Below are 26,710 nucleotides of genomic sequence, written 5' to 3' on the forward strand. Positions count from 1 at the left end.
AGAGACTCAATATCTGACTGGAGGCATAAGACCTTCATTGGTGTCAACTTAAGCCCCAGCGAATCGAATTCGCGGTTACACAAACAAAGTCCGCCTGCGCGGACTAAAAAAATTGAGTGTTTGAAACCCACGGAGGTGGGTTTTGTCTGTGTAGATGCGATTTCTAACTGCCTATTTAACGTTAAGTTGACACCAATGTAAGACCTTGCGACCCTACGTTCGCGGAGTGTCCCGCAGGGATGGAATATTTTTTTAAATAGAAGTCCTTTAGGGGCTGGGGTTAGGTCTATATTCAATTTCCAGAGAAGTAAAAAAGGTGATTGAATGCCTAATTCAGAGGGTTATAGTCTGAGAGCAGACGATCTAAAAGTTTACGTTCGTAAGGATTTAAAGATGAGGCAGATGTTGCGAATTCCTGTAATTTATGGTAAATAAAATGACCTTCAAATGTTTCGATATGTTCTTCTAAGTCTCCATAGAGTTCCTGAAAGGTGAACTCAGTTGCTAAAGCTAAAGTAATTTGTTCTCGGTCTTTACCAAGTGACCGACCGTTAAATTGATAATCACCTTGAGAATTCTGGGATAATAGCCGAAGAGCGATCGCTAAAATCACTGTTTGATAAGCTAGTTTTAATTCCCTACCAGAACCAATTTCTTCTGGGATTAAATCGGGAATGTTTTCGTCTTCATCGATTTGTTCGCTCTGAGTCCGTTCATAGCAGTCTCGATAATACTCAATTTGACTGAGAAAATAAGCCGGAAAGCCCAAGGAACGAGTCAAAATACACAGCCTTTGCTCATCTTCAGCTACTAAGGCGGTTAAACTACGACTAAAGCGGCTGTAAAACGCAAAAATTTGTTCTTTATCTTTTGTTCCTACCCAGAGGGTAATCTCCCGTTGAGAAGTTGGGTTTAAGTTAGTGTCAATATCTTGAATTCGCAGCAACAAATTAGCACTATCATAAAGTTGATTCAAACGCAAATTAGCTGTATTGGCGGCAATTAAATCTGATTGCTTTAATACTTCGCCAATAGACAAATTACCCAATTGCTCGAATTGCTGACGAGCAAAGGGGATAAGTTGATTCTGAAATTCTTCAGTAGAAATTTTCCACGACTGAGAACGGCTAACCTGTTCCTGAGTAAACTTCTCTGTCGGTAATGTGGAAAGGAAACTTTGGTAATAAGCATCAATATCTGCATCAGTCAGAACTGTCAGCCGAATTTCGGAGAACTTTGTGGTAGCTCGATCGCGTTGAGCAACCAAATTATTGTATATCTCAGAGAAATCAGACAGAGTTTGACGTAAGGTTTCAGTTCTTTGTTTAGCTGTTTTAATCAAATAATTTAACGCCTCGACACGGAGATTTTGGGCGTATAAATCGTACTCTAACTTTAATTGTTCATTATAACTGCGACGTAATTCTACGGCGGTTGCTTTAATAGTGCTTTCTAATCGTTTAATTTGTTTCTGAACCTTCTGAATGCGATCGCGGATATTAGTGCTGTACTTGAGCCAAATTATACCTAAGTAAGTCAAAATTGTTACCGCAGTCCAAAGCAGATAAGTAACTAAGTTCGCCCAAAACTTTTGTAATAGCAGCCATAGCGTTGATTGACTGAAAATTCCGGTCAGAATCAGCAAGGCGAATATTGCACCAGTAACCAAGGTAGGATAAACGATTAGATACTGTGACCGAAAACGGTTTTCTTCCGTGAGCAGTTCATCTAGGTTATCTGTAGCTGTTTCAAGTTGATTTTCAATCGCCGTTAAGTGGTTCTGAGCGACAACGATCGCAGTTTCAGCTTGTTCACGAGCGCGAGCGATCGCCATAAAGCGAATTTGTCGAGCTTGTTCGATTTCAGCATTTAACGCTTGACGATAGTCATTAACTGCTGTTTCTAGCTGTTTCTGAGTTGTTTGTAGCTCTTGCAGTTGTTCTTCAGATTTTCTTTCAGCTAAACTATCTTGTAATTGTTGCTGCCGCAATCTTAAGGATAGAACTTGGTTAAGCAGCTTTTGAGTGTCTTCTCGATCAATTGTTACCTGCAATCTTGAGTCGAGAAATGCTTCAGCCGTTCGCAGTTCTGTAACCAAATTCTGAGATTGATCGCCAATGGCATCGGTTTGCAGTTCCAAATACAAAAAGGTCAATATGTTTAATAGCCTAACTCCTTCATTTAAGCCTCTAGGTGTAGCATCAACATAGCTATTTATGCTGCGATCTAGGAAGCTGGTGAGGTTTCCTTGTAGTTGTTTACAACACTTTTCCAACGTGCGCTTATAAGAAAGTAGCTCTTTATTTTCAAATTGCCGATAAGCACGTTGCAATTCCATCCCATATTCCCGCGCCATCCCTGCCTGGATATCAATACGCGGATTAAAATCTTGCCAAACTGGTTTACCGTTGTCTCGTTCTAATTGCAGAAAAGCATTACTGAAATCTTCACTGAGAACAAATCCTTTAGCATCTAATAAGCATTTGCGACTTGCTTCGGGAGTGAATTCTGCCTTTGGTAAAAACTGCTCCCTGATAATATCGGCAGCAAAGGCAGCACTCAAACGGTTAATAGTTGTTTCTCCTGCGAAAAACAATTCTCCATAACCAAATGAACTATAGGCGGGTATTTTTCCCCGTACTTTTTGTGCGCCAAGCAATAAGCCGCTGGTTTCCGGTTCCACGGTGAGAAAACCTGCCAAAGCATCAGCATAGCTAGGCAAATTATCGCTCAGTCCCCCAATTCGCTCATCCATCAGCCAGCAGTTATCAAAAGGTGGTACTTTTTGACTACCTGTAATCACAACCCCACTGGTCATTTTGTAATCTAACTCTTTCAGGAAGGCGTAAGCAGCACCGTAATCAGCAGTTGTGGCTTGGGTAAATAACCCTGGCAGTAGCAATAAAGCTTCTAAGCTGTAAGGAATATCTGTAAAGTATTTAGAAAATAGCCAACGAATCAAGCGTACTATGTCAAAAACTACTCCCCTAGCAAATTGATTGCTGGCTGATAGCATGAGATATACTCGATGCGTGCTGCTGATTTCTACTCCTTGGCGTTTCGCTGCGATCGCTTCTTTTGATTGACTAGCTGTTTTCAATAATTCAATCAGTGCAGTTTGCAGTTCGCCTGTCGCGTCGCTGAACTGGGTACGGATTTTGGAGACATAAGCTTGTTTACTATGAGTTTGAGCCAGATCAAAACTCGTGTCAGCAAACTGATCTAACTCGCCACTAAAGCCAAAAGTTTGACCATCCCAAGTTAAGTTATAAGTTTGGATTAAACAAGTTTGATCGGCTGGAAATTTTTGCAGTTGCCGTTTAATGGCTGTACAAAAAGCGGCACTGTGAGGATCGAGTGCAAGTAAAATAGTTGGTTTTGGCATGGGGACACTCTCTCTCAGAGGTTGTTTGAAAAGTATTTCGCTGTGACTTTAGGCACTTTAGATCCCCCCTAACCCCCCTTAAAAAGGGGGGAACCGGAATCAAAGTCCCCCTTTTTAAGGGGGATTTAGGGGGATCTAAAATTTTTGATACCGACAAGAGGACTTTTCAAACATCCTCTCAGAGTGCAAACTATAGCGCTAAATAATCACATCTAAATCTTCCAGGTAAGCTTCAATTTCCTGGATTTCCATTTCTACCTGTTCTTGAATCTGGGCATCAACCTTGCCATCTTTTAAAACCTGATTGAGGTGATTGATGTAGTTTTGCAAAGTAGATTTGGCTTTTTCTTGGTCTTGGTGGGTAATCCGCTCAACTTTGTCAGAAATTTCCTTGACTAGAGGCAAGTTACTTTTGAAAGCTTTAAATGCTGATTTGCGATCGCTTCCCAATGGCAAAACTCCGCCCTCTAATCTTTTCGCTTGTTCTGTAGAAACAAAATATTTTTTACTCTGATTGACAACCAATTTATAAGGATCGGGTGCCAGCGCTAATGCAAACCAACGCAACGCCCCACCGTCGTCTTCTGGAGGAATTAAATTAGCTAAGTTTGTCCAATTGCGATGTAAGTGCTTGAAGACTTTATTCGGATCTAGGTAAGCTGACTCCAGTTCCCTCATGCCGTTGAAGGCAAATAAGGGAACACCGACTTCCACCCGAAACAGCATCACCTTATGGGGTTCGCCTGTCGGTACGAAAGAAGGATTATTATTTCCTTTAGGCAAGCGATTAGAAAGAGGTGGATCGCTAAAAATTGTGTTGTTGCTCTCTACTCCGTAGTAATAAAATTCTGTGATTAAGTGCTGCTGTTGAATAGGAATTTCCGATACTTCATATTGCCAAAGGGGAACTGCAAGTTTGCCAAGTTGTTGCAAATCTTGCCCTGCATCTTCGGGATTACTATCTGCTAAAACCTGCTCAACAGTCATACTGGTGAGCGGATAGTAAGCTTCATCGACAAATTTCAGAATTTCGTTCTTGACATCTTCAGCTTTTTTCTCAGACCAATTGGTTAAAGTTTGAGACTGTTCTCGATGCCAACGGATAAAATCTTCGCCAGCAACTTTGGGACGTTTCGATTGCAGATTGATGCGCTGAATGGTGTGAATAAAAGGATTATCGTTACTTCCTTGACGGTTGACCTCGTGATAACTCTGTTCTATATCTCGATAAACTTTATCTAAGTTGCTGTGTAGACGCTGACACTTTTCCTGGATTTGCTCTACCTTCGCCCGCAGTACACCATAGAGTTCAGCCGCTTTATCACACCGTTTCCAATGTAAATAAGTCTTCCACTTTTGGTCAGCCCGTTCTTTGTATCTCTGACAAGCTGCTTGGATCGTGTTTTTATTTGGGAACCAAGTTTCTGCAACTTCTTTAATTTTTTCTTCTTGTGGTTCTAATTTCAAAGCATTAAAACTGGATTGCGCCTCTTGCGACTTACGCTGGACACTTTGCTGTAGTTCGTCTAATTTTTGGGAAAGTTTGCTCAAAAATTCCAAAACATAAGCTAGTCCATTGGGACGATTAAGACCGCGTTCCCAGAAAGTTGCGATCGCAGCAGATGCAGTCTGTTCTAAGCGAGAAAAACTCAATCCCAGTTCTTGAGCCGTCCGTTGTTCAAATTGATCTAACTGCCGTTTGTAGAGTTCTTTGATTGTCGGCAAAGCTGTCCGATCCTGACGGATTTCGCCAATTCTAAATTCGGGTTTCATCTGTCCACCGCGATCGCTTTCTGTCAACGCATTTAGGAGAGTAGTCGCTTCTGCTAATTTGCAATCTTCCAAAAACCGGGTGATGTCGCTTTCTAAATCAAGTGTTGGGGTAGATGCCATCAACTCATTTTTCAGCAAGCTTTGAGCATCCTCTAATTTCATCCGCTCATATTGCTGTACTGGCAGAGTCAGGGTAGCAAAGCCAAAACTACAGTAATTGATATTGCGCCCTCGAACTTTTTCACCAGTTGCCAGATAAGCGCGAATATTATCAGCAACGTTAGCAGCGTCTAAACCGATTTGAGAACCAATCTGGATGTACAAGCCATCTGCAACTAAATTTTGCAAATCGTCTGGACGACCAACTACAGTTCCATTTTTGTTAACCCCGTCAATTAAAAATACAGCATCAAAGGGAGGGCGATCGGCTTTGATTTTTTTAATGCCATAATCAATCTCAATACTATTAGATGGTGACAATCCCCAAAAGTGTTCGATTTCCTTGAGAGCGCCATAGGCATTAGACTTCACCAAGTGAGTTTGGGGAATATTGGCAAACACTCTCGGTAAAACAAATACCCCCGTAATATTAGAAAAATTATTCAGATGTTCTCGTGTTAAAAAAGCTGTATCTAAGAATGTGCCACTGCCCGTTCCACCAGCCAAACTGCCAACAATAAAAACTTCGACACCATCCCGACTGGAAACTTGAAAGTTATCTGAAAATGCTTGTTTACTAGTGCGAATTTCGCGGACAGCATTGATTGCTTGAGCAATTAAAGCGTCAATATCGCCTACTTTCGCAAACAAGGCGAGCCGTCCCCGGGCCCGAATCTGTCCAGCGCCACTGATCAAGCTGGCAGCGGAAATGTCTCTAGGCCACCATTCAGCGATGTGGTCGTTACGTGTTAACGGTAGGGGATTTGCAACAGAAATTGCATAAAGTTCATTAGGTTCTAAGATAACCTTGGTGCCATCAGGTGATTTTTCTCGTTCTTGGATATTTTCGGTAGTATCAATAGAAATAAAACGAATAACTTCTGGAACTGAGCCGTAAACATCTATAAATCGCTTTTTGAGTTTGAGTACAACTTCATAACCCGTTCCTCCTAGCCCGATAACAACGGTAGGACGAAAAACAACCGTGGGACGCACAACCGTGGGACTTAACATTCACTTTCCTGTGATATTATTCAAAAATTTGTTTGCCCACTGCTTGTTTCAGAGGGTCTTTGGTGTTCAATCCAGTTAAATTGCAACTTAACGTTGCCAATCTCGATGATGTCCTCGTTGAAGAGTTCATCTGTATTTATCTTTTTAGTATTGACAAAAATTACACCTTTCAAACACCGCAAATCTATATTCTTTTTGCCTAACCGCCAAACTGTGACTAACTCGGCATCAGAATTTGTCGCAGCGATAGCTGGTATCAATTCACTCAGGCATACTCTACCCTTGTGTAGGTTAGTGAGACTAATTTCTTCGTCTTCCGATGATTGTGGCAGTGGTTCTAGCACTACCAACGCTCCTTCTAAGCGTTTACGGTTGCGGAAATCTTCGGCTAATTCCAATGGAGTTTTGCGTTGAATCAAACAAATTACTATTAGGGCAATTAACAACACCAACAGCAGTAAGAGCAACCAAATAACTATTTTTCGCCATAGTGGCATCAAAATATACAGATGAGCTTCCGCACTGACAGGGCTAGCAATTGAGTTATCTGGAGTCAGGACTAAAGTGAAAGTGCGATCGCCTGCAAAACTGCTATCAGTAATCTGCAACTGCACAGGAATTCTACTTTCTCCTGGTTGTAAGGATATGGCTGCTGAAGGCTCTGCTATAGAAACGTCTTTGGAATTGCCTTGTAGTTGTAAGCTAGCTGTTCCAGATATATTGGTGCGAAGTACCAAAGTTTGGGTTTCAGTGGTTTTGCCTGCTTCTATTGAGCCAAAATCTATCTTTGTGGGTTGTATTTGTAGTTGTGACTGAATGGTTACAGGGAGGTCAATTTTAATTGGTGCGATCGCCTGATCTGCACTTATCAACACCAAGCGCAAGCTACTAGCGCCCCCTTTTGCCTCCGGTGGTATCTGTAAACGCACAGGGATTGCTGTTGCTTGATTCGCAACTAAGTCGATGGTGCGATCGGATGAAATTAAGCGAATACCACTTTGCTGAGGGTCTTCCAGTTGCAAACTTACCTTAGAATTGACATTACTAATACCATTAATATTGAGCGGTTCAGTAGTTGCTCCCGGTGATACTGGCGGTAAGTTGGCAGTGGGTAAATTAATATCAAGTTTGGGTTTAATAAGCGCTGGCCGGATATTTTGAGCCAGTTGGTTCAGCTGAACTCCTCCAGGATCTCGCAATACCTGCCCCTTCCCACAAAGCGCTGGATTGCTAGCAAAGTCATTTAGTTGCTTTTCGTGTTCTTTTAATCCTAAAGACACAAAAAATATGTATGGCTTGCATTGTTGCTCACGTAGAAATTGGGTATTACCAGGAATAGAAACAGGGTTAGAAATACCACGTACATCTTCTAATCCATCCGTCAAAAATACGATACTAACAGTACGACCAAGAGCATCAGCACGTTTATTTAACAGAGCAGAATGTTGCAAAGCCTTTTGTACAGCCTTCCCTGTATGAGTACGCACACCCTCAGCTTGAAGTGAGCTAATTATTTGCTTGAGTTTACCTCTGTCTGGGTTACTGTTAATAGTGATATCATTGGCATTTAGGGTGACATCTCGATCGAAGCTATAAATAGTAACTGTGTCGCCTAATCTGGCCGTATTCACAAATTCAGTAATAGAATTTTTGACTGGTTCAAAAATATTTTTTGTTCCACCTACACCACGCATGGAAGCAGAAGTATCTACAACTAGAATCCAGTCAATTCCCCCTTTTGGAGTAGTCTGAGCAGATGCATTACACAAGTTAGGAATTGATATTAGACCCAAAACAAGAATGCTTCGGATTAAACGAAATCTCAACAAATGCTTAAGGTATCTAAAGCTCATTGATAGATTCCTCCAGGCACATAAATTTTATATTCACCTTTCTCAAAACGGTAGCTTAAGAGTCGGAATTTAATCCTCTTGATGCTTGTAAATATTTTGTAGCATCCATATAATTCTCTTTGCTGTAAACTTAGAATCCATAAACTGACAATTATAATTCGATGTACTGATTCCATCTCATTACCTAAAAAATGTAGGCTCAAGCTGCTATTGCCATCCCAAAAGCAATATAAAAGGTTGATTAAATATGTAAATACGATATGTAATTTCAAAAATATATTTTGATTTTATTTATGCAAAGTATTAAATTTAATATTTAACCAATAATTAAATACTGAATATTTTCTAGAATTTTCTGTTTTAATAACATTTGTTAATGAAATTAATAGAAAACTTTGTACAAGTTGTCCAGCTAATTATTTTTCCTCTGAATTAAAATTAATAATAGTTTTTATCAGTGTTTTATCAAGTTATATGTTAACTATATTTTAAAAAAATGTCACGTTTTTTGGAGATATTCAAGTTAACAAAAGCTAACTGTTGAACGGGAGCATCTCACCTTTGCAAATATACCTGGCGATTAGAAATCGCGGCGACACAAACCAAGTCCGCCTACGCGGACTCAAAGAATTTGAAACTCACGGAGGTGGGTTTTGTCTGTATAGCCGCGTTCGCCCTTGGCGTGCCGGAGGCATCATTCCATTCGCCAGGGCAAGCGTGTTTTTACACTCATTGAGATGCTCCCCTGTTGAACTCTTTATAGACTCAGTAAATATATACAAAATAGTTGAGATAATTGCCAATATAATTTTATATTTACGTTTAATTAGCCTTGACAGTGACAAAGATAAATTGTTAACGCTTGTAGTTATAGCAGTTCTCGTACAAGTGAGGTAATTAACCACCGTACATCTGTACTAACCTTCACTGCGGGAAAATGAAGCGCATCTGCATTTAAATTTCAACCCTTAATTGCCATGATTTTACGCAAAGCTGCACTAAGAATCATGAACAGCTAACGGCAGCAACAAGCGACTGACTACCCGATTATCTGGTAACTGATAGAAATTCAACTCTCCTCCTAGTTCTTGCATGAGGTTTTGACAGATCACCAGATGTAAAGCTGGTGGTTGGTCGAGCTTGGAAGGAGCAAGCACATCTTTAGGTGTATTATCATGTAGTTCCGTGAGTAGCTGTGGTTCGATCGCACCGTTATATGTGATCGATAATTCTAGGGATGTGTGATGTTCAGCCCCTCCAGTTGTAGAAGAAGAATATTTTATATCTGAGGGTCTTGACGCATCTAAACGGCGACACCAAATATCAATTCTGCTACCGGTTTGAGAACGGTTACAGGCAGTAACCAATAATTCATGAATAACTAATTCAATTTTGACAATATCACCAGCGATCGCCATTGCAGATTGAGCGCTGGAGGGAGGAACGCCTCTAACTAATGAAGAATTCTTGGGCGCTTCTTGCTCGTCAATTGCTTGTCCCAATCCATGTACCCCAATCCACAGCTTTTGTTGTTTAAGTAAATTGTCGATGCGTTCGAGCGATCGCTTCAGTAAACTAGCTATGGGCATAGTTTCCCAACTAATATGTAGCTGCCAGTTCTCAAGTTTTAGCATTCCACTCATAGAGGTAGCTGTATGGTCTAACTGCCGCAGCAATAGCTGGTAGCGCATCTGAGTCAGTTCATTTGCAGGAATGCCCAGATCGTGTATTTGTTTCAGGGAGTGCGCCGTTATTCTTTGAATTTCCTCTAGACGACGATGTTTGTACCAGTTGAGTTGTCGTAATTCTTCGGTTGTGGATTCTAAAAGTCGGGTAATTTGCTTTTCACGACGCCACCAGGCTAATTGAGAAATCAGAGTTGCTGTTGCACTGAGGTTTTGTTCTGACCAACGACGCTCTTGATAGTCTACAAGCAACACGACACCAGTGGTTTCATAATCAGCGGTTGTACGTAATGCCATTACCAAAATTTGACTTTTGTCTGGAACATTCAACCATTTCCTGGTTTCCGGGGGTAAATTATCTACCTTCAAAGTCAGATAATTCTCTGTAGCAAGTGCCCACTGAATTAAGGCTTCAGACTGGATATAAATAGATGCATCAGAAAAAATCCCAAATTGGCTATTGTCAATCACTCCAGGAATAATTTCTGCCCGACTTTCACCAGGTGCCCAGGATAGCATTAGCGCTAGGGGACAACCCAAAATTGAGGTTATTTGTTCGAGGGCTGTAGATTCTAAATGCTTTTTTTCGACCTCAACGCTGTTCTGGGATTGTGTCAAGATGCGTAAGCATTGCTCAAATGCCTGGGAAGTTTTTTGCTGTTGGGTGGTGCGGTTATGTAATTGCCACTGACGAACAATTACACCAATCTGTTGACTGACAGCCCACAGCAATTCTTTTTCCAAGGTTGTCCAAGAACGATGGGTGTCATGAGTAATCAGCAAAAGTGCTGCTGGGATATGCTCATGAGTGCATTTACAAACAAGTAGCGATCGCACATTATTCTCTAACAACAAGGGTCGCCAGTTAAAAAAGCGTAAATCTTCATCTAAGTTCTCAATTTCCACCGCTTGAGTTGAACTTTGCAAAAGCTGCCCATCTAATTCTTTGAGGGTCTGAAGGGTAAATGCCAACGGACGACGATTTTGGGGCTGACTTTGGTAAGTAAATTGATAATTCTTCTGCTCAGGGTCATACTGCAACAGCAAAAAGCGGGTAGCACCTAATCGAGCTAAAACTCTTTTAGCACAACTATGTAAAGTTGTCTGAAGGTCATGTTCGCTATAGATACCTTGAGCAACTTGGCTAGTGAGTTGGGCATCCTCTTGAATCTGTTTGATCGTGCTTTCCATGCTTTCGGTCGGTACAACCAGAGAAATTAAACCAGCAACACCCTGAACGAAATTTCTGTCTGTGTCTGTCCAGATGCGAGGTTCATTGCTTTCCACCGCCAAAAAACCGACTAAGTTCTTTTGCCAGATAATCGGAGCTGCTAGGAGCGATCGCACCTTCAAACGTTGCAGCAATTTAGCCGTAAAATGGCTTTTTAAAGAACTGCGGGCATCACCAATGGAGACAATTTGGTTAACTGCCAAAGCATAATAAAAATCGCTCAAGTCCTGTACAGTCATTCCTGCTGCTTGCTGACTGCTAGAATTGCGATCCATTTTGACCAGCTGATTGCTCATTCGACACCAAAAGTAGCGCCCTTCGCGCTCAAACCAGTAAACATTTGTCCGGCTGGGGGAGACAAATTTATGAGTTGCTTGCACCGCTGCTTCAAGTCTTTGATTCAGGTTGCTGAGGGTGCGTAAATTTTCTAGCAATTCTAATAATGGTTCGTCAGTTCGCCTGGTTTGCTTTTGGTGCTTATGCATTTCATTTTGATAAAGCACTGCCCCCAGTTCACCTAAAACCATCATCAAACGTGCTTTTGTTTCTCCTGTCAGTAGGTAGCCCCAGCGTTCTGAACCCAGTAATACCAAGCCCAAGCAACGGTCTTTGTAGCGAATCGGTAAAATAATCGTTCCTTGGATTTGGAATTTTTCGGCAACTTTTCGCCATTCGGCGGCACGGATTTCAGTTTGCAAATCAGCTACGCCTAAAGGATGCTGTTCAATTACTACTTGCTCTAATAAATCTCCAGGACTGAGAACAACCCTTTGGCGTAAAAAGCTCATGTCGCGATCGGGTGTGATGCCCCCTTTTCCAAATAATATGTGATTCAGGCGATCGTAAAGAGCAATCCAAATCAGTTTGTAGTCAAACTCTTCTTTGAGATAAGAAATAGTAGTTTCAATCAGAACGTCAACATCATCTTCTTCTCTGAGGCTCTGGAGGACGCGCCCCAAAGAGAGGATCTGCTGTTCGGCGGCTATAGGTTTTTGTGGCTGCCCCATCTGATTTATTGGTTAACATAACTTGTAATATATAAGATGCCCAGAAAAGCACCCTGAGTAATATTGTCACGAGTGTTTGCTGAAAGCTCTAGGTAAGGGGTTCTTGAAGTTAGATTTATGGAGTGCTAGAGAAATGGTCGAAACTTCGTCTGATGCCCAAGAGGAGCAAAGACAAGTCTCAGAGGAAAAACGAGAATCTGCCGAAGATACCAGGCTCCTAGAAGAGAAGCAGCGAGAGTCTGGTGAAGATTTTCGGCTTTCACAAGAGGAGCAGCGACAACTTGCTGAAGAAATGAGAAATTCTGCCGAAGAAATGCGGCAGATCGCTGAAGAAATGAGAAATTCTGCTGAAGAAATGCGGCAGATTGCTGAACAAGTGCGGCTATTTAAAGAAGAACTCCGGCAAGCTAAAGAGGAAGCACGGCAAACTAAAGAGGAACTCCGACAAGCTAAAGACGAACTCCGGCAAGCTAAAGAGGAAACGCGGCAGTCTACCGAATTCCGTAGTGTTAAGGATTGAAATGGATATTTATCAACTTGCGATTCGTCCACTTTTGTTCAATGTGGTAAAAACCGATTCAGAGTGGTTACACCAGCAGACGATTCGCAGTTTTAATTGGCTATCGCAAACGCCTTCTAGTTGGATAAACCAACGCTTAAAGAAGTCTTTATGCCTGTACGATTCACGTTTAGAACAAAATTTGTTTGGGCTAAACTTTCCAAATCCTGTAGGGTTAGCAGCTGGCTTCGACAAGGATGGAGTCGCTGCGGGCATTTGGTCTAACCTGGGTTTTGGCTTTGCAGAACTAGGAACTGTAACTTTTCACGCACAGCCCGGAAATCCGCGTCCTCGTTTGTTTCGCCTCCCGTCGGATAAAGCTGCTCTGAATCGGATGGGCTTTAATAACAGTGGTGCAGCAGTAATGGCGGCACGTTTGTCACAAGAAAAGCATGAGTTAACCCGATCGATACCCATAGGGATAAATTTGGGAAAATCTAAGATAACCCCCCTAGAAGCAGCCGCACAGGATTATCTCGATAGTTTTCGTTTACTCAAGGATTTGGGAGACTATTTTGTTGTTAATGTCTCTTCTCCCAATACACCAGGATTGCGATCGCTCCAAGATGCTTCTATGCTCAGTGCCATCTTAGATTTATTACAACAAGAAAATACTACATATAAACCAATTTTTGTCAAGATAGCCCCAGATTTATCATGGGAAGCGATCGCTGACATTATAACTCTTGCTAAAACCTACCAACTGGCAGGAATTATCGCCACTAACACCACCATCAGCCGTGATGGACTGAAAACCCAGGTGATAGACCAAACTGGCAAATCACCCCAGGAAGAAGCCGGCGGAATTAGTGGTGAACCATTGCGCGATCGCTCCACTGAGGTAATTCGTTTTATTTGGCAGCAAACCCAAGGACAAATCCCGATTATTGGGGTTGGTGGCATCTTTACTGGTGAAGATGCTTGGGAAAAAATTACTGCTGGTGCTAGCTTAATTCAGGTTTATACAGGCTGGATTTACGAAGGCCCAATGATGGTACGCCGAATTCTAGCTGGTTTACTTTCCAAGCTAGAACAAAGCGGATTAAATTCCATCAACGAAGCTGTAGGTTTACAAACAAAAATTCCAAAATTCTAATTACGAATTACGTTAGCGCAGCGTTAGCGACGCAGGAGCGTCATTACGAATTACGAATTGTTTTAGCCTTCTTCTTCCACTGGGAAAAACTCCTTAGTTTTTTCCGAGTATGTCCAGGCAATGCCATCAGGGTCTTTGCTGCGACTCCACTCAGGAAACTCTGGATCGTTTCGCCGTTTATAAACTGTGCTGGAATAGACATTGAGCCGTTTCGCAAGTTCAGATTGGATGAGAGAGCCAAAAATTAACTGTTTTTCCAGCGATCGTTTAGCTTCCTCATGTGTTTGCTGTGGGAGTGCTTCGGTTTCTAGTTCTTCCTCCTGTGGGGTTGGTGGTGCTAAGAGCGATCGCGCAGTTTTAGTAACTGGTTGAGCCGGAAGTTCTTTAACAGGCTCACTACTATCAAGAATATTGCCGAGAATGCTAGCAGTTATAAAGTAATAAGACTGCCCTGCATCTTCAGAGTTGACTATACTGGCACCAAATTCCGAGGCTTTACTATCCAAATAGCGTTTTGCCGTTGTTCCAGGAAAATTGCCCTTGATTGCCAAGTCCATTGGCGTCAGTCTGCCCTGATTTTCGCGAACCAATTGATGAAAAATTGGGTTAACTCGCACAGTCCACTGTTGCCATTGATATTCCTGCCAAAGCTTGAAGGCAATTACCAGCACAATTACCGCCAGTAAAATTCTCCAAGTGGCAACTAGGAAAATAATCAAAAACGAGATGGGCAAAAGTAGAACGAGAAAAGCCTTACCGTTACCTTCTATGGGTTTCTCACTCATGCCGATTTTTGCCAAGTGAATTTTAGTAAATAATATTATCTATCTTGGCAAAAATTGTGTCACTTTTTTGTATCTTTTGGCAAAGTTGCGGCAAATTTGCCGGCAAAATCTTTATTCAGTAGGTGTTATAGGCTTATTACCTTTTTGCTCATATAAGATTGGTCTGCGATGCCTACGGCGGTAAACTACGCGCAAAAGTTTTTACCAGAGAAAATAAGTGGGTTTTTAACTCAACCAAGAACTCTATAAGTTAGCTTACCAGTCCCTTGACAACAAATAATACGTATACTACACTTGTAATACAAGTCAACTTTACTTGATATGTGGTGGGTAGCTCAGTGGTTAGAGCGCCTAAACATCCTTATTCAATCCTTGCCTGAAAAGGCCGACGAATTGAGGGTTATCGCCTGCCAAGCGGGAGGTCGCAGGTTCGATTCCTGCTCCACTACACCAAATAATTTGAGATTTTTAATTTGAGATTTTTAATTCAATCCAAAATCTCAAATCTCAAATCCAAAATTTTTATGTGGCGGGTAGCTCAGAGGTAGAGCGCTAAAAATCCTTGTTCACCTCTTGCCTGAAAAGGCCGATGAATTAGGGTTATCGAATAGGGTTCGAGAGGTCGCGGGTTCAAATCCCGCTCCGCTACACCAAATAATTTTGGATTAAATTTAAAATCCAAAATCGTTCGACTGAGCGTAGCCGAAGTCCAAAATTTCCATGTGGCAGATAGCTCAGTTGGTAGAGCGCCGAAAAACATCCTTGTTCACACCTTGCCTGAAAAGGCCGACGAATTAGGGTTATCGCCTGTTAAGCCGGATGTCGCAGGTTCAAATCCTGCTCTGCCACCTTTCATTTTTGCCCGCAAGGGCCGGGAGATGAAGCGATGAATTACAATTTTTTCACTAAAAAGAAAACAACTACACCCCAAAATCAACCTATCCCCGGACGAGAAGCAGAAATGGTTCAGGGGCGTTCCGGCGGTTGGATGTTCAACGCTGGTATCTGGAAAATGCTGCGCCGTTGTTTGTTGGTTGGCACAGCAAAAAGCACTTACTACGCTGGTAAACAGGAATTAACAGAGGATTTTGTGACAGTTGTCAGACAAGCTGTTGCCAAAAATCCTGGCCGTGTAGCGGAAGAAATTTTGTATGCTAGCGATGGACGCGCCATCAATAACAGTGCGCCTATCTTGGCTTTAGTGCTGCTATCGATGGGTGAAGCACCAGAAGCAAAACAGGCGTTTGGTGAAATCTTCCCGCAAATTGTCCGCACTGGTAGCCACTTCTACGAATGGTTAAACTACACCAAATCTCTGCGGGGATTTGGCAAAGTAGTGCGGGAAGCTGGTAAAACTTGGCTCTCAAGGGAAGATGTCAAGGGTTTAGCTTATCAACTATTGAAATATCAACAGCGTCAAGGCTTCTCGCACCGAGATGCGTTGCGGTTGTTCCATGTCAAACCGCCTACAGAAAATCACCGTCAATTATTTGAGTGGGTAGTTAGAGGCTGGGAAGAATTGCCAGCAGATATCCCCTCAGAAGCGTTGGCGCAGATTTGGTGGTATGAGTGGCTGAAGCGGAATCCAACTCAAACTCATGAAGCTATTTCCCAAGGACGCCTAACTCACGAAATGGCTGCACCTGTGGGCAAAATGGATCAGCTTGCTTGGCAGCTGCTATTTCAGGAAATGCCAATAGGTGCAATGTTACGTAATTTGGGTTCTTTAACTGAACTGGGTGTGTTACGAGCTGATGAAAACGCTAATTTGCTGCAAGTGGAAGCAGTTCTTAATCGCAGAGAACATCTGCGTAAAGGTCGCATCCATCCGATTGATGTTTTGAAAGCACTCAAAACATATCAATCTGGTGGGACATTAGGACGCAGTAAGAAAACTTGGAATCCAGTTCCTCGAATTGTGGACATTTTAGAAAAAGCGGTTGAACTGTCTTTTGATGTTGTGCAACCCACACGTAAAGTATTCATGCACGCCGTAGATGTTTCTGGTTCTATGGGTAACTTGGTTGCAGATATGGGACTGACTTGCTGTGAAATTGCCACCACAATGGCACTGGTGACAGCAAAAGCAGAGAAAAACTACATGATTCGCGGCTTTGCTACGGAATTCCGGGAATTAGGTATCACTGCCAAAGATAGTTTTAGTTCTGCGGTTCGCAAAGCTAGCAATCAAAACTTCGGTGGAACTGATGCATCGGTAGCTTATGACTGGATGATTAAGAATAAGTTTAAAGCAGATGTAGTCTGCTTTTGGACTGACTCGGAAAGCTGGGCTGGGTATAAGCATCCAAGTCAAGCGCTGAAGGAGTACCGCAAAAAGGTAAATCCTAACGTCAAGGCGGTGTATATCACCTTGACACCGTACCAAATTACTTTGGTAGATCCTGAAGATTCGCTATCTTGGGATTTGGCAGGGTTCGACCCAGGTACGCCTCGGATCATCCAGATGCTAGCTACGGGTGAATTGTAGATATTGCTGAAGGGTAAAGGATAAAACACTTTATCCTTCATGCTTCATGGCGGGTTATCCTTGTTCGCAACTTGCCTTTCGGGGCCGGAGAATTTAGGGTTATCGGTTATGTCTCCACCATTGTGGGGATTAGCGGGTTCAACCCCCGCACCCGCCTTTGTTTGATTTTTAGCTCACGCAAACAAGAAGGCGATTTAATTTTTGAATGGTCGTTTTTCTATTTTAGCGATGGGTAAGAGTAGGGTGTCTTCGATGTGCGATCGGACTTGATCAGAAGCACTGTTGAGGCAATAAACAAGTAATTTATTAGCATTGTAATACTGTTGAACTAAGTCCCGTTGCCTTTCTGTGAACTTCCAGTCATGCCCAATATTACGATATTTAATTAACATTAATCTTAGTTTCCCTGCTAAATCTTTTACTTCATTTGACCAATCATCCTGCCAAGAGTTTTCATATCCTCCACCATATAAAAAATCCATAGAGCTACTATAGTCAAGAATCTTTTTCTCCAAGTTTTGAAGCAATTTTACTAAGTCTGGTTCTAAACAATAATGCTTAAAATCAGTCTTTTTAGGAGCATCACCAAAAGCATACGCTAATTCAATGTCAAGATAAATATCATTAAATTCGTTAGATTCTTCTGTTAATTTTAGACCTAAAACAAAAGCGATTTCAGGATTAAAATCATCTTCAAAGAAAGCTACAACAGGATTAGGGCAAAGATGATCAATTACATAATTAATACTGAGTGCTAAATAAAAGTAAAACGCTCTAATGCTTGGTTGATTAAAAGTACATTTGACAGAAGATGATTTTTGCTGTACCCAGACAAGAAATAACTGCAACTCAGGTTCTCCTTCTAAAATTGCATCAACTTGTTGTTTAATTAAAGGTAGCTGACTATTATTTAATTCTTTAATTAATAAACTAAAATTTTCTACAGATGCTACACGAATAACTGTATGGAGATAATATTCATCATCACAATTTTTGATCAAAGAGCGATCGCATAAATCATCAATTACCCGTTGTCGCCGATTTTTTGGTACATCCCAAAGTAAACAAAATAGCCATACTTTTGGTACAGTAATATCTTGATTGGGGTAAAATCCAAAACGGCAGAGAAGTTTATAAGCCTGTATATTATCATTTTTGAGCTTATCAAACTGACGTTGAACAAGTTTTTCTATAGTCCTATATCTTAATATATCTTCACGGTTGTCCTGCCAGTAAACTTTTAAATTACCTTGAGCTTCTTTGACAATCTCAGGACTAAGGATAACCATAGCCTCAGCATTTCCGCCATAGGCTTGATGCATTTCACTAAGAGCAGCATCATTTATACTAATTTTGCAAGTTTCAAAATACTGTTGCCATGACTCCTGCTTCAATCCATCCAACTTATAATTCGTAAAAGTTTGAAGACGTTTTACTGTATGCTCATAAATTTGTTCACGGCTTGTGATAAGCGTTATCGACTGTACACTTTTATGACCTAGTAAGGTTAATAGTTCTACATAATAGCTATAATATGGTTCTATGAACTCGCCATTTATTAAAGCAGGTTCAAGATTATCAATTAAGACACCAATTTTTCTAGCTTTTAGCTGGATTTTCAATTGCTCCAGCATAGTAATAAAATTTTGCTCTGGATTTACTTTAAAGTAATTTATAAGCTTGATTCTTACCCAATCTTCTACTGAGTTCAGGTTCTGGGGTGTGCTTCCTACACGCAGTTCAAGATATTCTAAACGTTGAAGCTCAAACCATTTTGTAGCTAAGGTGGTTTTACCTATACCGCCCTCTGCGTGAATTAGAATAACTTTTGCACCTTCGTTAACAAGGTTGTTGAGGTGTGCGATTGCATCCTCACGGCCCACAAAATTATTATTGTTGATTGTCGTATCTTGAAGTTGCTCTGTTCTAGGTTCGTTAGCTGGAATATCAACTATCTTTTCCCAATTTAAACCTAGCTTTTTACAAATTTCTTCAAAATTAAGTCGGTCAACTGGCTTACCGCTAAAAAAGTTATGTACTGTTGATCGAGCTATTCCTAACTCTAAAGCTAAAGCCTTTTTACCCAAAGCATTACGAGTTAAAGCTTTGTTTGCTTGTTCTATTCCTTTTAAAGATGCTTTAAGCGATCGCCCAGTCATATTTTAAATATGCAACTTTGAATAATTTTAACTGAGTTAATTAAAAGTCATACGTACTCATACACAAAGTCAGACATTCTGGACTTATGACTCAAACACAATCTCAGACACCAGCCCTCGAAGCTAGTTGATGTAGTCATTCACAACACTTATGAAATCTACCTACATCAACGGACGATGCTACTATCAAGGCAATAATGGTGTTTTTCTCCCTGCTGTCACCACAGTTTTAAAAGCGACACAGCCACCAAAGTCTCTAGCCGCCCTTTCCCATTGGCGCAATAAAGTTGGCGATGCAGAAGCAAATCGAATTGCTGCTAACAGCCGCCGTCGAGGAAATGCCTTGCACCAGTTGATTAAAGAACATTTGCAAGGTTACTCGTCCAAACCTGACAGCAACCTGATTCAGCCTTACTGGGATAGCGTTCAATCTGTGCTAAACCAACTTAGCGATGTTCCACTGGTTGAGCAACTTGTACCTAACTATCAGGAACTTTACGCCGGGAAAGTTGATTTAGTTGCTCGTTATCAAGGTGTTCCCCATTTAATTGAATGGACTACAGCCGAGGAACCAAAACTGAGATTTGATAAGCTTTATGACAAGCCTTTACAACTAGCTGCTTATGGTGGTGCGATAAATCGGTATTATAGCGATCGCCTCTTTAACTGCAAAATTAACCATGCTCTCATTGTCGTAGCCTTACCAGGTGAGGAAGCAGAGATTTTTGAATTTGACCGTGCAAGGCTAATTCATGTCTGGCATCAATGGCTTAATCGACTGAATTTTTTCTTCAGTGCAGTTGCTGCATAAAATTGCGATCGCCTACGCTCGGACGGAAGCGATCGCACTTTTTAAAAGCACAACGCAAAAATTTGATTGCTCATCAATTATGCAACTCCCGAATGATTAATTAAACAATTGCCCCAAGAAATTTATAATTGGTTTCCAAAAGATACCAGTTAACACATAAGGAGCATATTGCAAGATAGATAAGCTAGGCTTGAGTGAAGGCTTCATCGGTAAATTTTCTAACAAAAAAGGCACTACACAGGTGAGTCCATAGGCAGTTGCTAAAGCAGTAGTGAATTTAGGGGTCTGACCTGGTATAGGACTATAATAAATACCCAATAGGATGCAACAAATCATCAAAAATTGCTCCCATAAAAACCATGATTGCGGCGACAAAAAATAAATTAACCTTGGAAAGCTTTTATCAATTTTTTGTCGCATTCCCAGCAATACTGCCCAAGTTGCTGCCCCAACAATGCCATCATTCTTCAATCCATAAACTCTTTGGAAGCGTTTCACTGCTCTTTCTGTTGCACTGTCAAAATAGCTAGTAGGTTCTTTTTTCAAAAAGCCTTCATCATAAAGGATAGTTTGCAGTTCCTTAACCGCCTTCCTTAATTCTGGGGACTTAATTTTTTGACTCCGAGAAAGTTTTGGGTACAAAAGGCAAGCCCATGTCAGTGGGCCAACCACTCCATCTGCTAGAAGATTATTTCTTTTTTGAAATTCTTTTACTGCCTCGTCTGTCTCTAAATCAAATTTACCAGTAATCTCTGCAAGTAAACCTTGAGTTTTTAATCGCTCTTGCAATTCGTTGATTGATTCTTGTACAGACTTTGGTGTAAACTCACGGTAAAGTGTCGGAAGTTTATTAAAGACACAGACTTGTTTTTCTTCAGGAAAATAAAGTCGAGATTGTTTTAGACCAACCAAGATACTTACAGTTTGAATTAGTTTATTCATTCAGTACTCCTTTGTTGTCAGAAGTTAAAACGATAATTCAGCCAGAGTTTTTCGTTGGTTGTCAGGATAGATGTTCCATTTGGATGCAGCCTGTTACCAACAATGATGAACTTAGTAATTAGCCTACTAAATTGACCCTAAATAGCGTAATTAATAATGTTAAAAATTTGTTATTGAAAAATTATTAATACAACATGGTAAAAGTTTTGTTAGTTAAAATGTTGCTAACCAACATTTAACAACAAAACTAATAGGGTGATATTTATGTCAGATCAGTCAGAGCGTGGGAATCTGTCTAAAGCTTGGTATCAAAAGGTTTTACAGGATTGGGATATAGATCGTTTACTGACTGACTTGGAGTCTAAAATTCAAGAGCGATACAGGCAAAATTCTAAAAAAGACCTGTTACTTGGGTTGCTATGTGGGTATAGCTTGACAAAGATAAGTCAGGATTTGTACAGAGATAACGCTGGTGTAAGAGTGCAATTGAGCAATATCTATCGAGATATTGAAACTTTGACAGGAGAACCCGATAACAGCGTCAGATCAAGCAACCTTATTTACATTCTTGAGATGTATGGATATCGCAGAGGTGTTGCTATCCCCCACAATCTGCCATCACCAACCTACACAGAATTTATTGGGCGCGAGGTAGATATGAAAAAGCTACTGGAACGCCTTTCGCCAGAGCATGGCGCTCACATGATTACAGTTCATGGCATTGGTGGCGTAGGGAAAACGGCGCTGGTGTTAGCAGCTGCTTACTTGTGCTTAGAAGCTAGTAACGAAAATAGTTCTGATGCACCTAAATTTGATGCAATTATTTTCACTTCAGCTAAACAACAAGAACTGATTCCCGATATGATTTTGCAACGGCAGCAAGGACAGCGTAACCTGCGCGAGATTTTTCGGGTGATTGCCAATGCCTTAAATGACTCTACAATTATTCAATCTCCTCCCAATGACCAATTTGAGCGTGTACGCCAATGTCTTTCTAAACAGCGAACGCTTCTGATTGTGGACAATATGGAAACTATAGAGGACAGGGATGAGGTTATAGAATTCCTATACAATTTACCCATTTGCGTCAAAGTAGTAATTACTACCCGCGAACGAATTGCCCTGCTGCCAATCAGTCTGCGAAACTTGCCCTTGAATGATGGTTTGCAGTTGATTCAGCAACAAGCTGAAGAAAAAGGTATAACTATCCAGGATAAAGACTCTAGCTTACTCTACGATCGCACTGGGGGAATCCCTCTCGCTATTGTCTACGCACTCGGTCAAGTTTCTAGTGGCTACTCTTTGAACTTCGTATTGGAGCAGTTAGCCTCCGCTAAAGGCGATGTGGCTCGTTTTTGCTTTGAGGAATCAGTGCAAGGTATGAAGGGAGAGCCACCACACAAGTTACTCATGTCACTGGCGATTTTTCCTGACGCTCCTATCCAAGCTGCTGTGGCTGAAGTTGCTGGACTGACATCCGATCCTGATTCTGTCAGTAATGGCTTGGTACGTTTGCAGCAACTCTCGTTAGTGAATCTCAACCCAGAGACTAAGCGATACGAGATGCTCTCTCTGACTCGTGAGTATGCCTTAGCACAATTAGCCGCTTACCCAGATTTTGAGAGGGAAGCACGGAGGCGTTGGGTGAGATGGTATCTAGATTTTGCTTACAGTTACGGCGGAGAAGATTGGGAAAAATGGATACATTACAACAGGTTAAAGGAAGAGGAAGGAAATCTACGAGCAGTACTTTATTGGTGTAAAAACCAAGACCACTATGCAGAAGTTAGGGATTTGTGGTTGCTCTTAAACCACTACGCTAATCTCTATGCTTATTGGGACGATCGCCTCGATTGGTTGCAATGGCTGACAGAACAATCAGAACGACGTGGTGAATGGTCATCTTTGGTAAAATTCATGATCCGCAAAACCTGGCTGCTAATTCGGGAGTGTTCGCCCCAAAGTCTCACACAAGCAGACGAAATATTGCAGCGAGCATGGGTTTTACGCGATCATACAGATTCATGCGTTCAAGCTGACTTAGCCGAAAGTATGGCTAGACTGCGAATCCGACAGAAGAATTATCCAGATGCACGCCACTGGTTAACGGTAGAAGAAAAATTAGCGATCGAGGCGAATCTAGACGAGCGACAGCACATCCGCTATTTTATTCCCGTGCTTTATCATCGGGCTGAAATCTTTTATTCAGAAGGGGAATATTTTTTAACCAAGAAGCTTTTTCAAGATGTGATGAAAAGTGCAGAAAAAATTAATTGGCATCGGGTGATTAATTCTGCTCAAAATTGGCTTGCTGATATTGCCATTGAACAAGGCGATCGCGATGAAGCTCAAAAGCTATTAATTCAAGGCTTAACTGTTGCCAAAAGCAGCAACAATAAACGGCGTCTAGCTCGTTATCAACGTTCTCTTGCGCGCTGGGAGAAAAAGTGGGGAAGTGTCCAGAAAGCCTGTCAATTGTCAACTCAGGCTATAAATAGTTTTAAGCACTTGGGAATGACAAGGGATGCAGAGGAGATGCAAACTTTACTTGATTCCCCATAATTGTCTGCAAACAACGCATTTCCGGTTAGAGAGACGCGATAAATCGCCGTCTCTACAATGGGCTACATTTTACCGCCAGCGATCGCACTTCTAAATCTTACAAAATAAACAAGATACGTTGTTTGTCAACACAATGTAATATAGCTTAGTAAGAATTGCGCGATCGCTTTCCCTGCATTTCTTCTCAAGGATTTTCTGAGGATGATTCTGAGTAAGATTTTGTGGGAATGCCTAAATCGTCTAAAGTATTCATTAATAAGTCATCTTGTGGAATATAGTCTCTGTATTGGGAATTTACCAAATCGTCAACAGCTTTCAGAGCTTCAAGATCCTTAAGAGCTTCGGATGCAGACTGATATCGCTCTTTGAAGTCATCCAGCACCATTTTACTGAGAATCTTAACTAGGGAGTGACTTACCTGAGTGGGTAGTTTACCGCCGTAGGCATCGCTCCATTTGATTTCCCCATTTGCATCTCTATCTAGCTCGCGGGGTGCTACACCAGTTAAGGCTTTAATCCCAACCATGCCAACTGCATAGATATCACTACTGTACTGTGGACGCCCAAAACATTGTTCGCTTGGTGCGTAACCCTGAGTACCAATACCAATGGTGAAAGGGGTTGACTCTTGGCGATCGAGTTGTTTGATGCCGACTTCCTTGACGGCTCCAAAGTCAATCAACACTAATTTTCCGTCTGAGTGTCGTCGGATGATATTGCTGGGTTTAATATCCCGATGAATCACGTGGTTTTCATGGACAAATGTTAATGTTTGCAATAAGTCTCTGATAATTTTGATCGCGGCAATTTCTTCAATTGCTCTACCTGCTGGAAGTTCTTGATTTAAAGGATGACCAATTATCTGTTCTTGGACTAAATAAAATTCTTCATCTTCTTCAAAATAAGCCAAAAGTTGAGGAATCTGAGCGTGCCTTCCCAATTTTTCTAGTGTTTGTGCTTCTGAGTGAAATAAACGTCTGGCAAGTTGCAATCCTTCTGGTTTGGTGTTGGCTGGTTTTAATTGTTTGACAACACATCGCGGATTACCAGGACGTTGGGTATCTTCGGCAATGTAGGTTTCACTAAATCCACCAGAACCGAGAACTTTGACAATTTTGTAGCGTCTCGCCAAAACTTTCCCTGCTAAGGCTAAATCTCGTTGCTGAATTAGGTGTTGGAAGTCATCTTGTTGGCTGATAATCTCTTGGACAACGGGTGAAGTTTTATACTTCTGAAAAATGTCTACTAATTGGCGTTTTCTGATGCTTTCTCTGATGACTGAGGTTGCCAAATAGCAAATTCCGGTCATGGCGATCGCCATCATTGGTAGACTAGTGGGAAAAATTAATTGACCATAGACAAATAGCCCATAACTAATTCCTCCCCAAGCGCCAGACAGAGCAAGGCTATAGAAAAATCTATGGATGCTACGTTTGCGTCTGCTAATCATCAAGGCTGAACTGCCCACTAGGATTAGTACAAACAAACCCTGCAATGGTGGACTATTAATTCCTGGGGCGATCGCTTTCCCTGTCATCAAAGTTGCGATCGCATTGGCGTGAATTTCTACGCCCGACATCGGGTCAGTGCTATTACTACCGGCGACTGGATAATAATCATTATGTAACTGATCTGTTGCACCAATCAGCACAATCTTGTCTTTGAATACCTTTCCTTGCTGCAAATAGGTGTTCCAATTTTCCGGGTCGAGTACGTGCCAAAAAGGTTTTTGCTCAAATGTACCCGCAGGCCCCCAAAAATAAATGCGATCGCCCTTTGGTCGGGGATAATTTACTTGTGCTGCCTTCAGGGCTGCTTCATCAAAAGAGAGTCGCTTTTTGGTAAATAAATTATCTTCACCTAATAACTTGGGAAACTCACTCGCTAATCGATGAACTTTTCCATCTACTTCTAAAGGAAAATTAACTGAGCCAATGGATACTGACCCTGTACGAAACATTTGTTGTGGGTCTGTTAGTTGCGTAAAAGACCCTTGGTGCGTCTGAGAATTTTCGTAGACGGCTGCTAAGGTAACTTTATTGCCATATTTTTGCAATACTGCCTGAAATTGGCGATCGTCTGTAACTCCATAGCTGCTTGCAGTATCAAAAACTACATCTAATGCTACAGCGCGGGCACCTGCTTCGATTAATTTTGTTATTACCTGGGAGTATGCAGCCCGTTTATAAGGATAAGATTTCAGTGTTTCTAAGTAGGCATACTGTTTTGGATCTGTTTTATAGTACTGTTCGGGAACCGATATTGACTGATCGTCTATTGCTAAAATTACAATGTCTTCTGGAGGCACAATCGGCCCGCGCAGTTGAAAAAAGCCAGAAAGCACCTGATTTTCCATCAATTGAACCAATTCCCCGCCAGAAGCGCTCAATAGTGCGCCCCCAATTGCCCAAGTACCTGCCAGTAGATGACCTAAGCGAACCATCCACCGGGAGTGGCGAGCAGATGCTGTTGAAGTCACTTTTGTTGGTTTACTTGACAGTCTATTGGCAGTAGAGACATAGTTTTTAGTTAAGGTAGACGTAGGTTCTTCTGCCATATCGTGTTACTGATTGATTTTAGTCCAACATTTTTATTTATTCAGACCGCGTTTTAGTGTAAACACATTGAAATAAGACTTAAATGATAATCTTATACATTTGTAAAGTATCTTCTATTCATCAACAAACTTTTATTGGCAGAGCCAGCCCCCAATAAATTCTTACTCAACCACTACTTAATTTATGCTTTTTCTGTTGAATGAGTTACAAGTAGTGATTGTCTCATAGATCGGAGCCGGATATACTCTACCTGTGAATTTGGTTGTGGCAAGATTTTACCCTTATCCTAACCAACAACTACGTTACTAACTGGGTGCTATACCAGAAGCAGTCCCAAGGCTGTCTTCTGTCTCTGGTGCAATGTTGGTAATCTCCAGAAAGCGTGTTCTGATACTGACAGCTTTACCGAAAGATAGGCATTCATTTATATCTTACCTTAAGCCGATGTTATACCTCTTTAGGAGTAAACTTTAGTGTTATGCAGCGATGAATGCTGTTACTGGGTCAATTTTATGGGTAGATTTTGATCGCCGAGTGGCTCTTGCAGTGCTGGAGGTGAATCAGGTTAACACCCAGGATCTCAACTTCAATATTGCAGGCGTTTTTATGTCTTGAAAGAGGTAGGATAAAAGCTATAGATAAA

At 41.4% G+C, this 26,710-nt stretch carries 14 protein-coding genes and 3 tRNA genes; 9 read left to right on the forward strand and 8 right to left on the reverse strand.

Annotated features, from left to right (window positions below; translation table 11 throughout):
- Positions 1-328: 328 nt before the first annotated feature.
- The 4 genes from V7K61_RS00825 to V7K61_RS00840 all read right to left on the reverse strand — a co-directional run bounded on the left by V7K61_RS00825 (position 329) and on the right by V7K61_RS00840 (position 12,107).
- Entirely contained in the window at positions 329-3,385 is a 3,057-nt protein-coding gene (locus V7K61_RS00825; RefSeq protein ID WP_335050084.1) for a hypothetical protein, read from the reverse strand.
- Positions 3,386-3,583: 198 nt separating this feature from the next.
- On the reverse strand, positions 3,584-6,331 hold the full coding sequence (locus V7K61_RS00830) for a tubulin-like doman-containing protein (RefSeq protein ID WP_335050086.1): 2,748 nt from the start codon (positions 6,329-6,331) through the stop codon (positions 3,584-3,586).
- 20 nt (positions 6,332-6,351) lie between these two features.
- Complete coding sequence (locus V7K61_RS00835) at positions 6,352-8,184, reverse strand: vWA domain-containing protein (protein ID WP_335050088.1); 1,833 nt, start codon at positions 8,182-8,184, stop codon at positions 6,352-6,354.
- 998 nt (positions 8,185-9,182) lie between these two features.
- Complete coding sequence (locus tag V7K61_RS00840) at positions 9,183-12,107, reverse strand: GAF domain-containing protein (RefSeq protein ID WP_335050089.1); 2,925 nt, start codon at positions 12,105-12,107, stop codon at positions 9,183-9,185.
- 133 nt (positions 12,108-12,240) lie between these two features.
- On the opposite strand from V7K61_RS00840, the gene V7K61_RS00845 reads away from it, so the two are divergent.
- Positions 12,241-12,627: a hypothetical protein gene (locus V7K61_RS00845; protein ID WP_335050091.1), complete on the forward strand. Its 387-nt coding sequence runs from the start codon at positions 12,241-12,243 to the stop codon at positions 12,625-12,627.
- A 1-nt stretch (position 12,628) separates the two neighbouring features.
- Positions 12,629-13,762 carry a quinone-dependent dihydroorotate dehydrogenase gene (locus V7K61_RS00850; protein ID WP_335050093.1) on the forward strand — a complete coding sequence of 378 codons (1,134 nt, stop codon included), beginning with the start codon at positions 12,629-12,631 and terminating at the stop codon, positions 13,760-13,762.
- Positions 13,763-13,824: 62 nt separating this feature from the next.
- Here the strand turns inward: V7K61_RS00850 and V7K61_RS00855 are convergent, their stop codons facing one another.
- Positions 13,825-14,547: a hypothetical protein gene (locus V7K61_RS00855; RefSeq protein WP_335050095.1), complete on the reverse strand. Its 723-nt coding sequence runs from the start codon at positions 14,545-14,547 to the stop codon at positions 13,825-13,827.
- 323 nt (positions 14,548-14,870) lie between these two features.
- Between V7K61_RS00855 and V7K61_RS00860 the strand changes: the two genes are divergently transcribed.
- The 4 genes from V7K61_RS00860 to V7K61_RS00875 all read left to right on the forward strand — a co-directional run bounded on the left by V7K61_RS00860 (position 14,871) and on the right by V7K61_RS00875 (position 17,035).
- Positions 14,871-15,000: transfer RNA gene (locus V7K61_RS00860), tRNA-OTHER, on the forward strand.
- Between the two features lie 73 nt (positions 15,001-15,073).
- Positions 15,074-15,200, forward strand: a tRNA-OTHER gene (locus V7K61_RS00865).
- A gap of 70 nt (positions 15,201-15,270) precedes the next feature.
- A tRNA-OTHER gene (locus tag V7K61_RS00870) sits at positions 15,271-15,396 on the forward strand.
- 37 nt (positions 15,397-15,433) lie between these two features.
- Positions 15,434-17,035 carry a TROVE domain-containing protein gene (locus V7K61_RS00875; RefSeq protein WP_335050097.1) on the forward strand — a complete coding sequence of 534 codons (1,602 nt, stop codon included), beginning with the start codon at positions 15,434-15,436 and terminating at the stop codon, positions 17,033-17,035.
- Between the two features lie 194 nt (positions 17,036-17,229).
- Here V7K61_RS00875 and V7K61_RS00880 read toward each other — a convergent pair whose 3' ends face one another.
- Positions 17,230-19,194 carry an ATP-binding protein gene (locus V7K61_RS00880; protein WP_335050099.1) on the reverse strand — a complete coding sequence of 655 codons (1,965 nt, stop codon included), beginning with the start codon at positions 19,192-19,194 and terminating at the stop codon, positions 17,230-17,232.
- Between the two features lie 151 nt (positions 19,195-19,345).
- Between V7K61_RS00880 and V7K61_RS00885 the strand changes: the two genes are divergently transcribed.
- Positions 19,346-20,005: an exonuclease gene (locus tag V7K61_RS00885; protein ID WP_335050101.1), complete on the forward strand. Its 660-nt coding sequence runs from the start codon at positions 19,346-19,348 to the stop codon at positions 20,003-20,005.
- Positions 20,006-20,101: 96 nt separating this feature from the next.
- Here the strand turns inward: V7K61_RS00885 and V7K61_RS00890 are convergent, their stop codons facing one another.
- Entirely contained in the window at positions 20,102-20,947 is an 846-nt protein-coding gene (locus V7K61_RS00890) for a peptidoglycan-binding domain-containing protein (RefSeq protein WP_335050103.1), read from the reverse strand.
- Positions 20,948-21,211: 264 nt separating this feature from the next.
- Between V7K61_RS00890 and V7K61_RS00895 the strand changes: the two genes are divergently transcribed.
- A complete protein-coding gene (locus tag V7K61_RS00895) occupies positions 21,212-23,509 on the forward strand; it encodes an NB-ARC domain-containing protein (protein WP_335050105.1) in 2,298 nt (765 codons plus the stop codon).
- Between the two features lie 184 nt (positions 23,510-23,693).
- On the opposite strand, the gene V7K61_RS00900 is transcribed toward V7K61_RS00895, so the two are convergent.
- A complete protein-coding gene (locus V7K61_RS00900; protein ID WP_335050107.1) occupies positions 23,694-26,066 on the reverse strand; it encodes a CHASE2 domain-containing serine/threonine-protein kinase in 2,373 nt (790 codons plus the stop codon).
- A gap of 487 nt (positions 26,067-26,553) precedes the next feature.
- Here V7K61_RS00900 and V7K61_RS00905 point away from each other — a divergent pair, with 487 nt between their 5' ends.
- Entirely contained in the window at positions 26,554-26,682 is a 129-nt protein-coding gene (locus V7K61_RS00905) for a hypothetical protein (protein ID WP_335050110.1), read from the forward strand.
- Positions 26,683-26,710: the final 28 nt, after the last annotated feature.

Origin of the sequence: Nostoc sp., from assembly GCF_036918015.1 — a bacterium.
Classification (GTDB): domain Bacteria; phylum Cyanobacteriota; class Cyanobacteriia; order Cyanobacteriales; family Nostocaceae; genus Nostoc.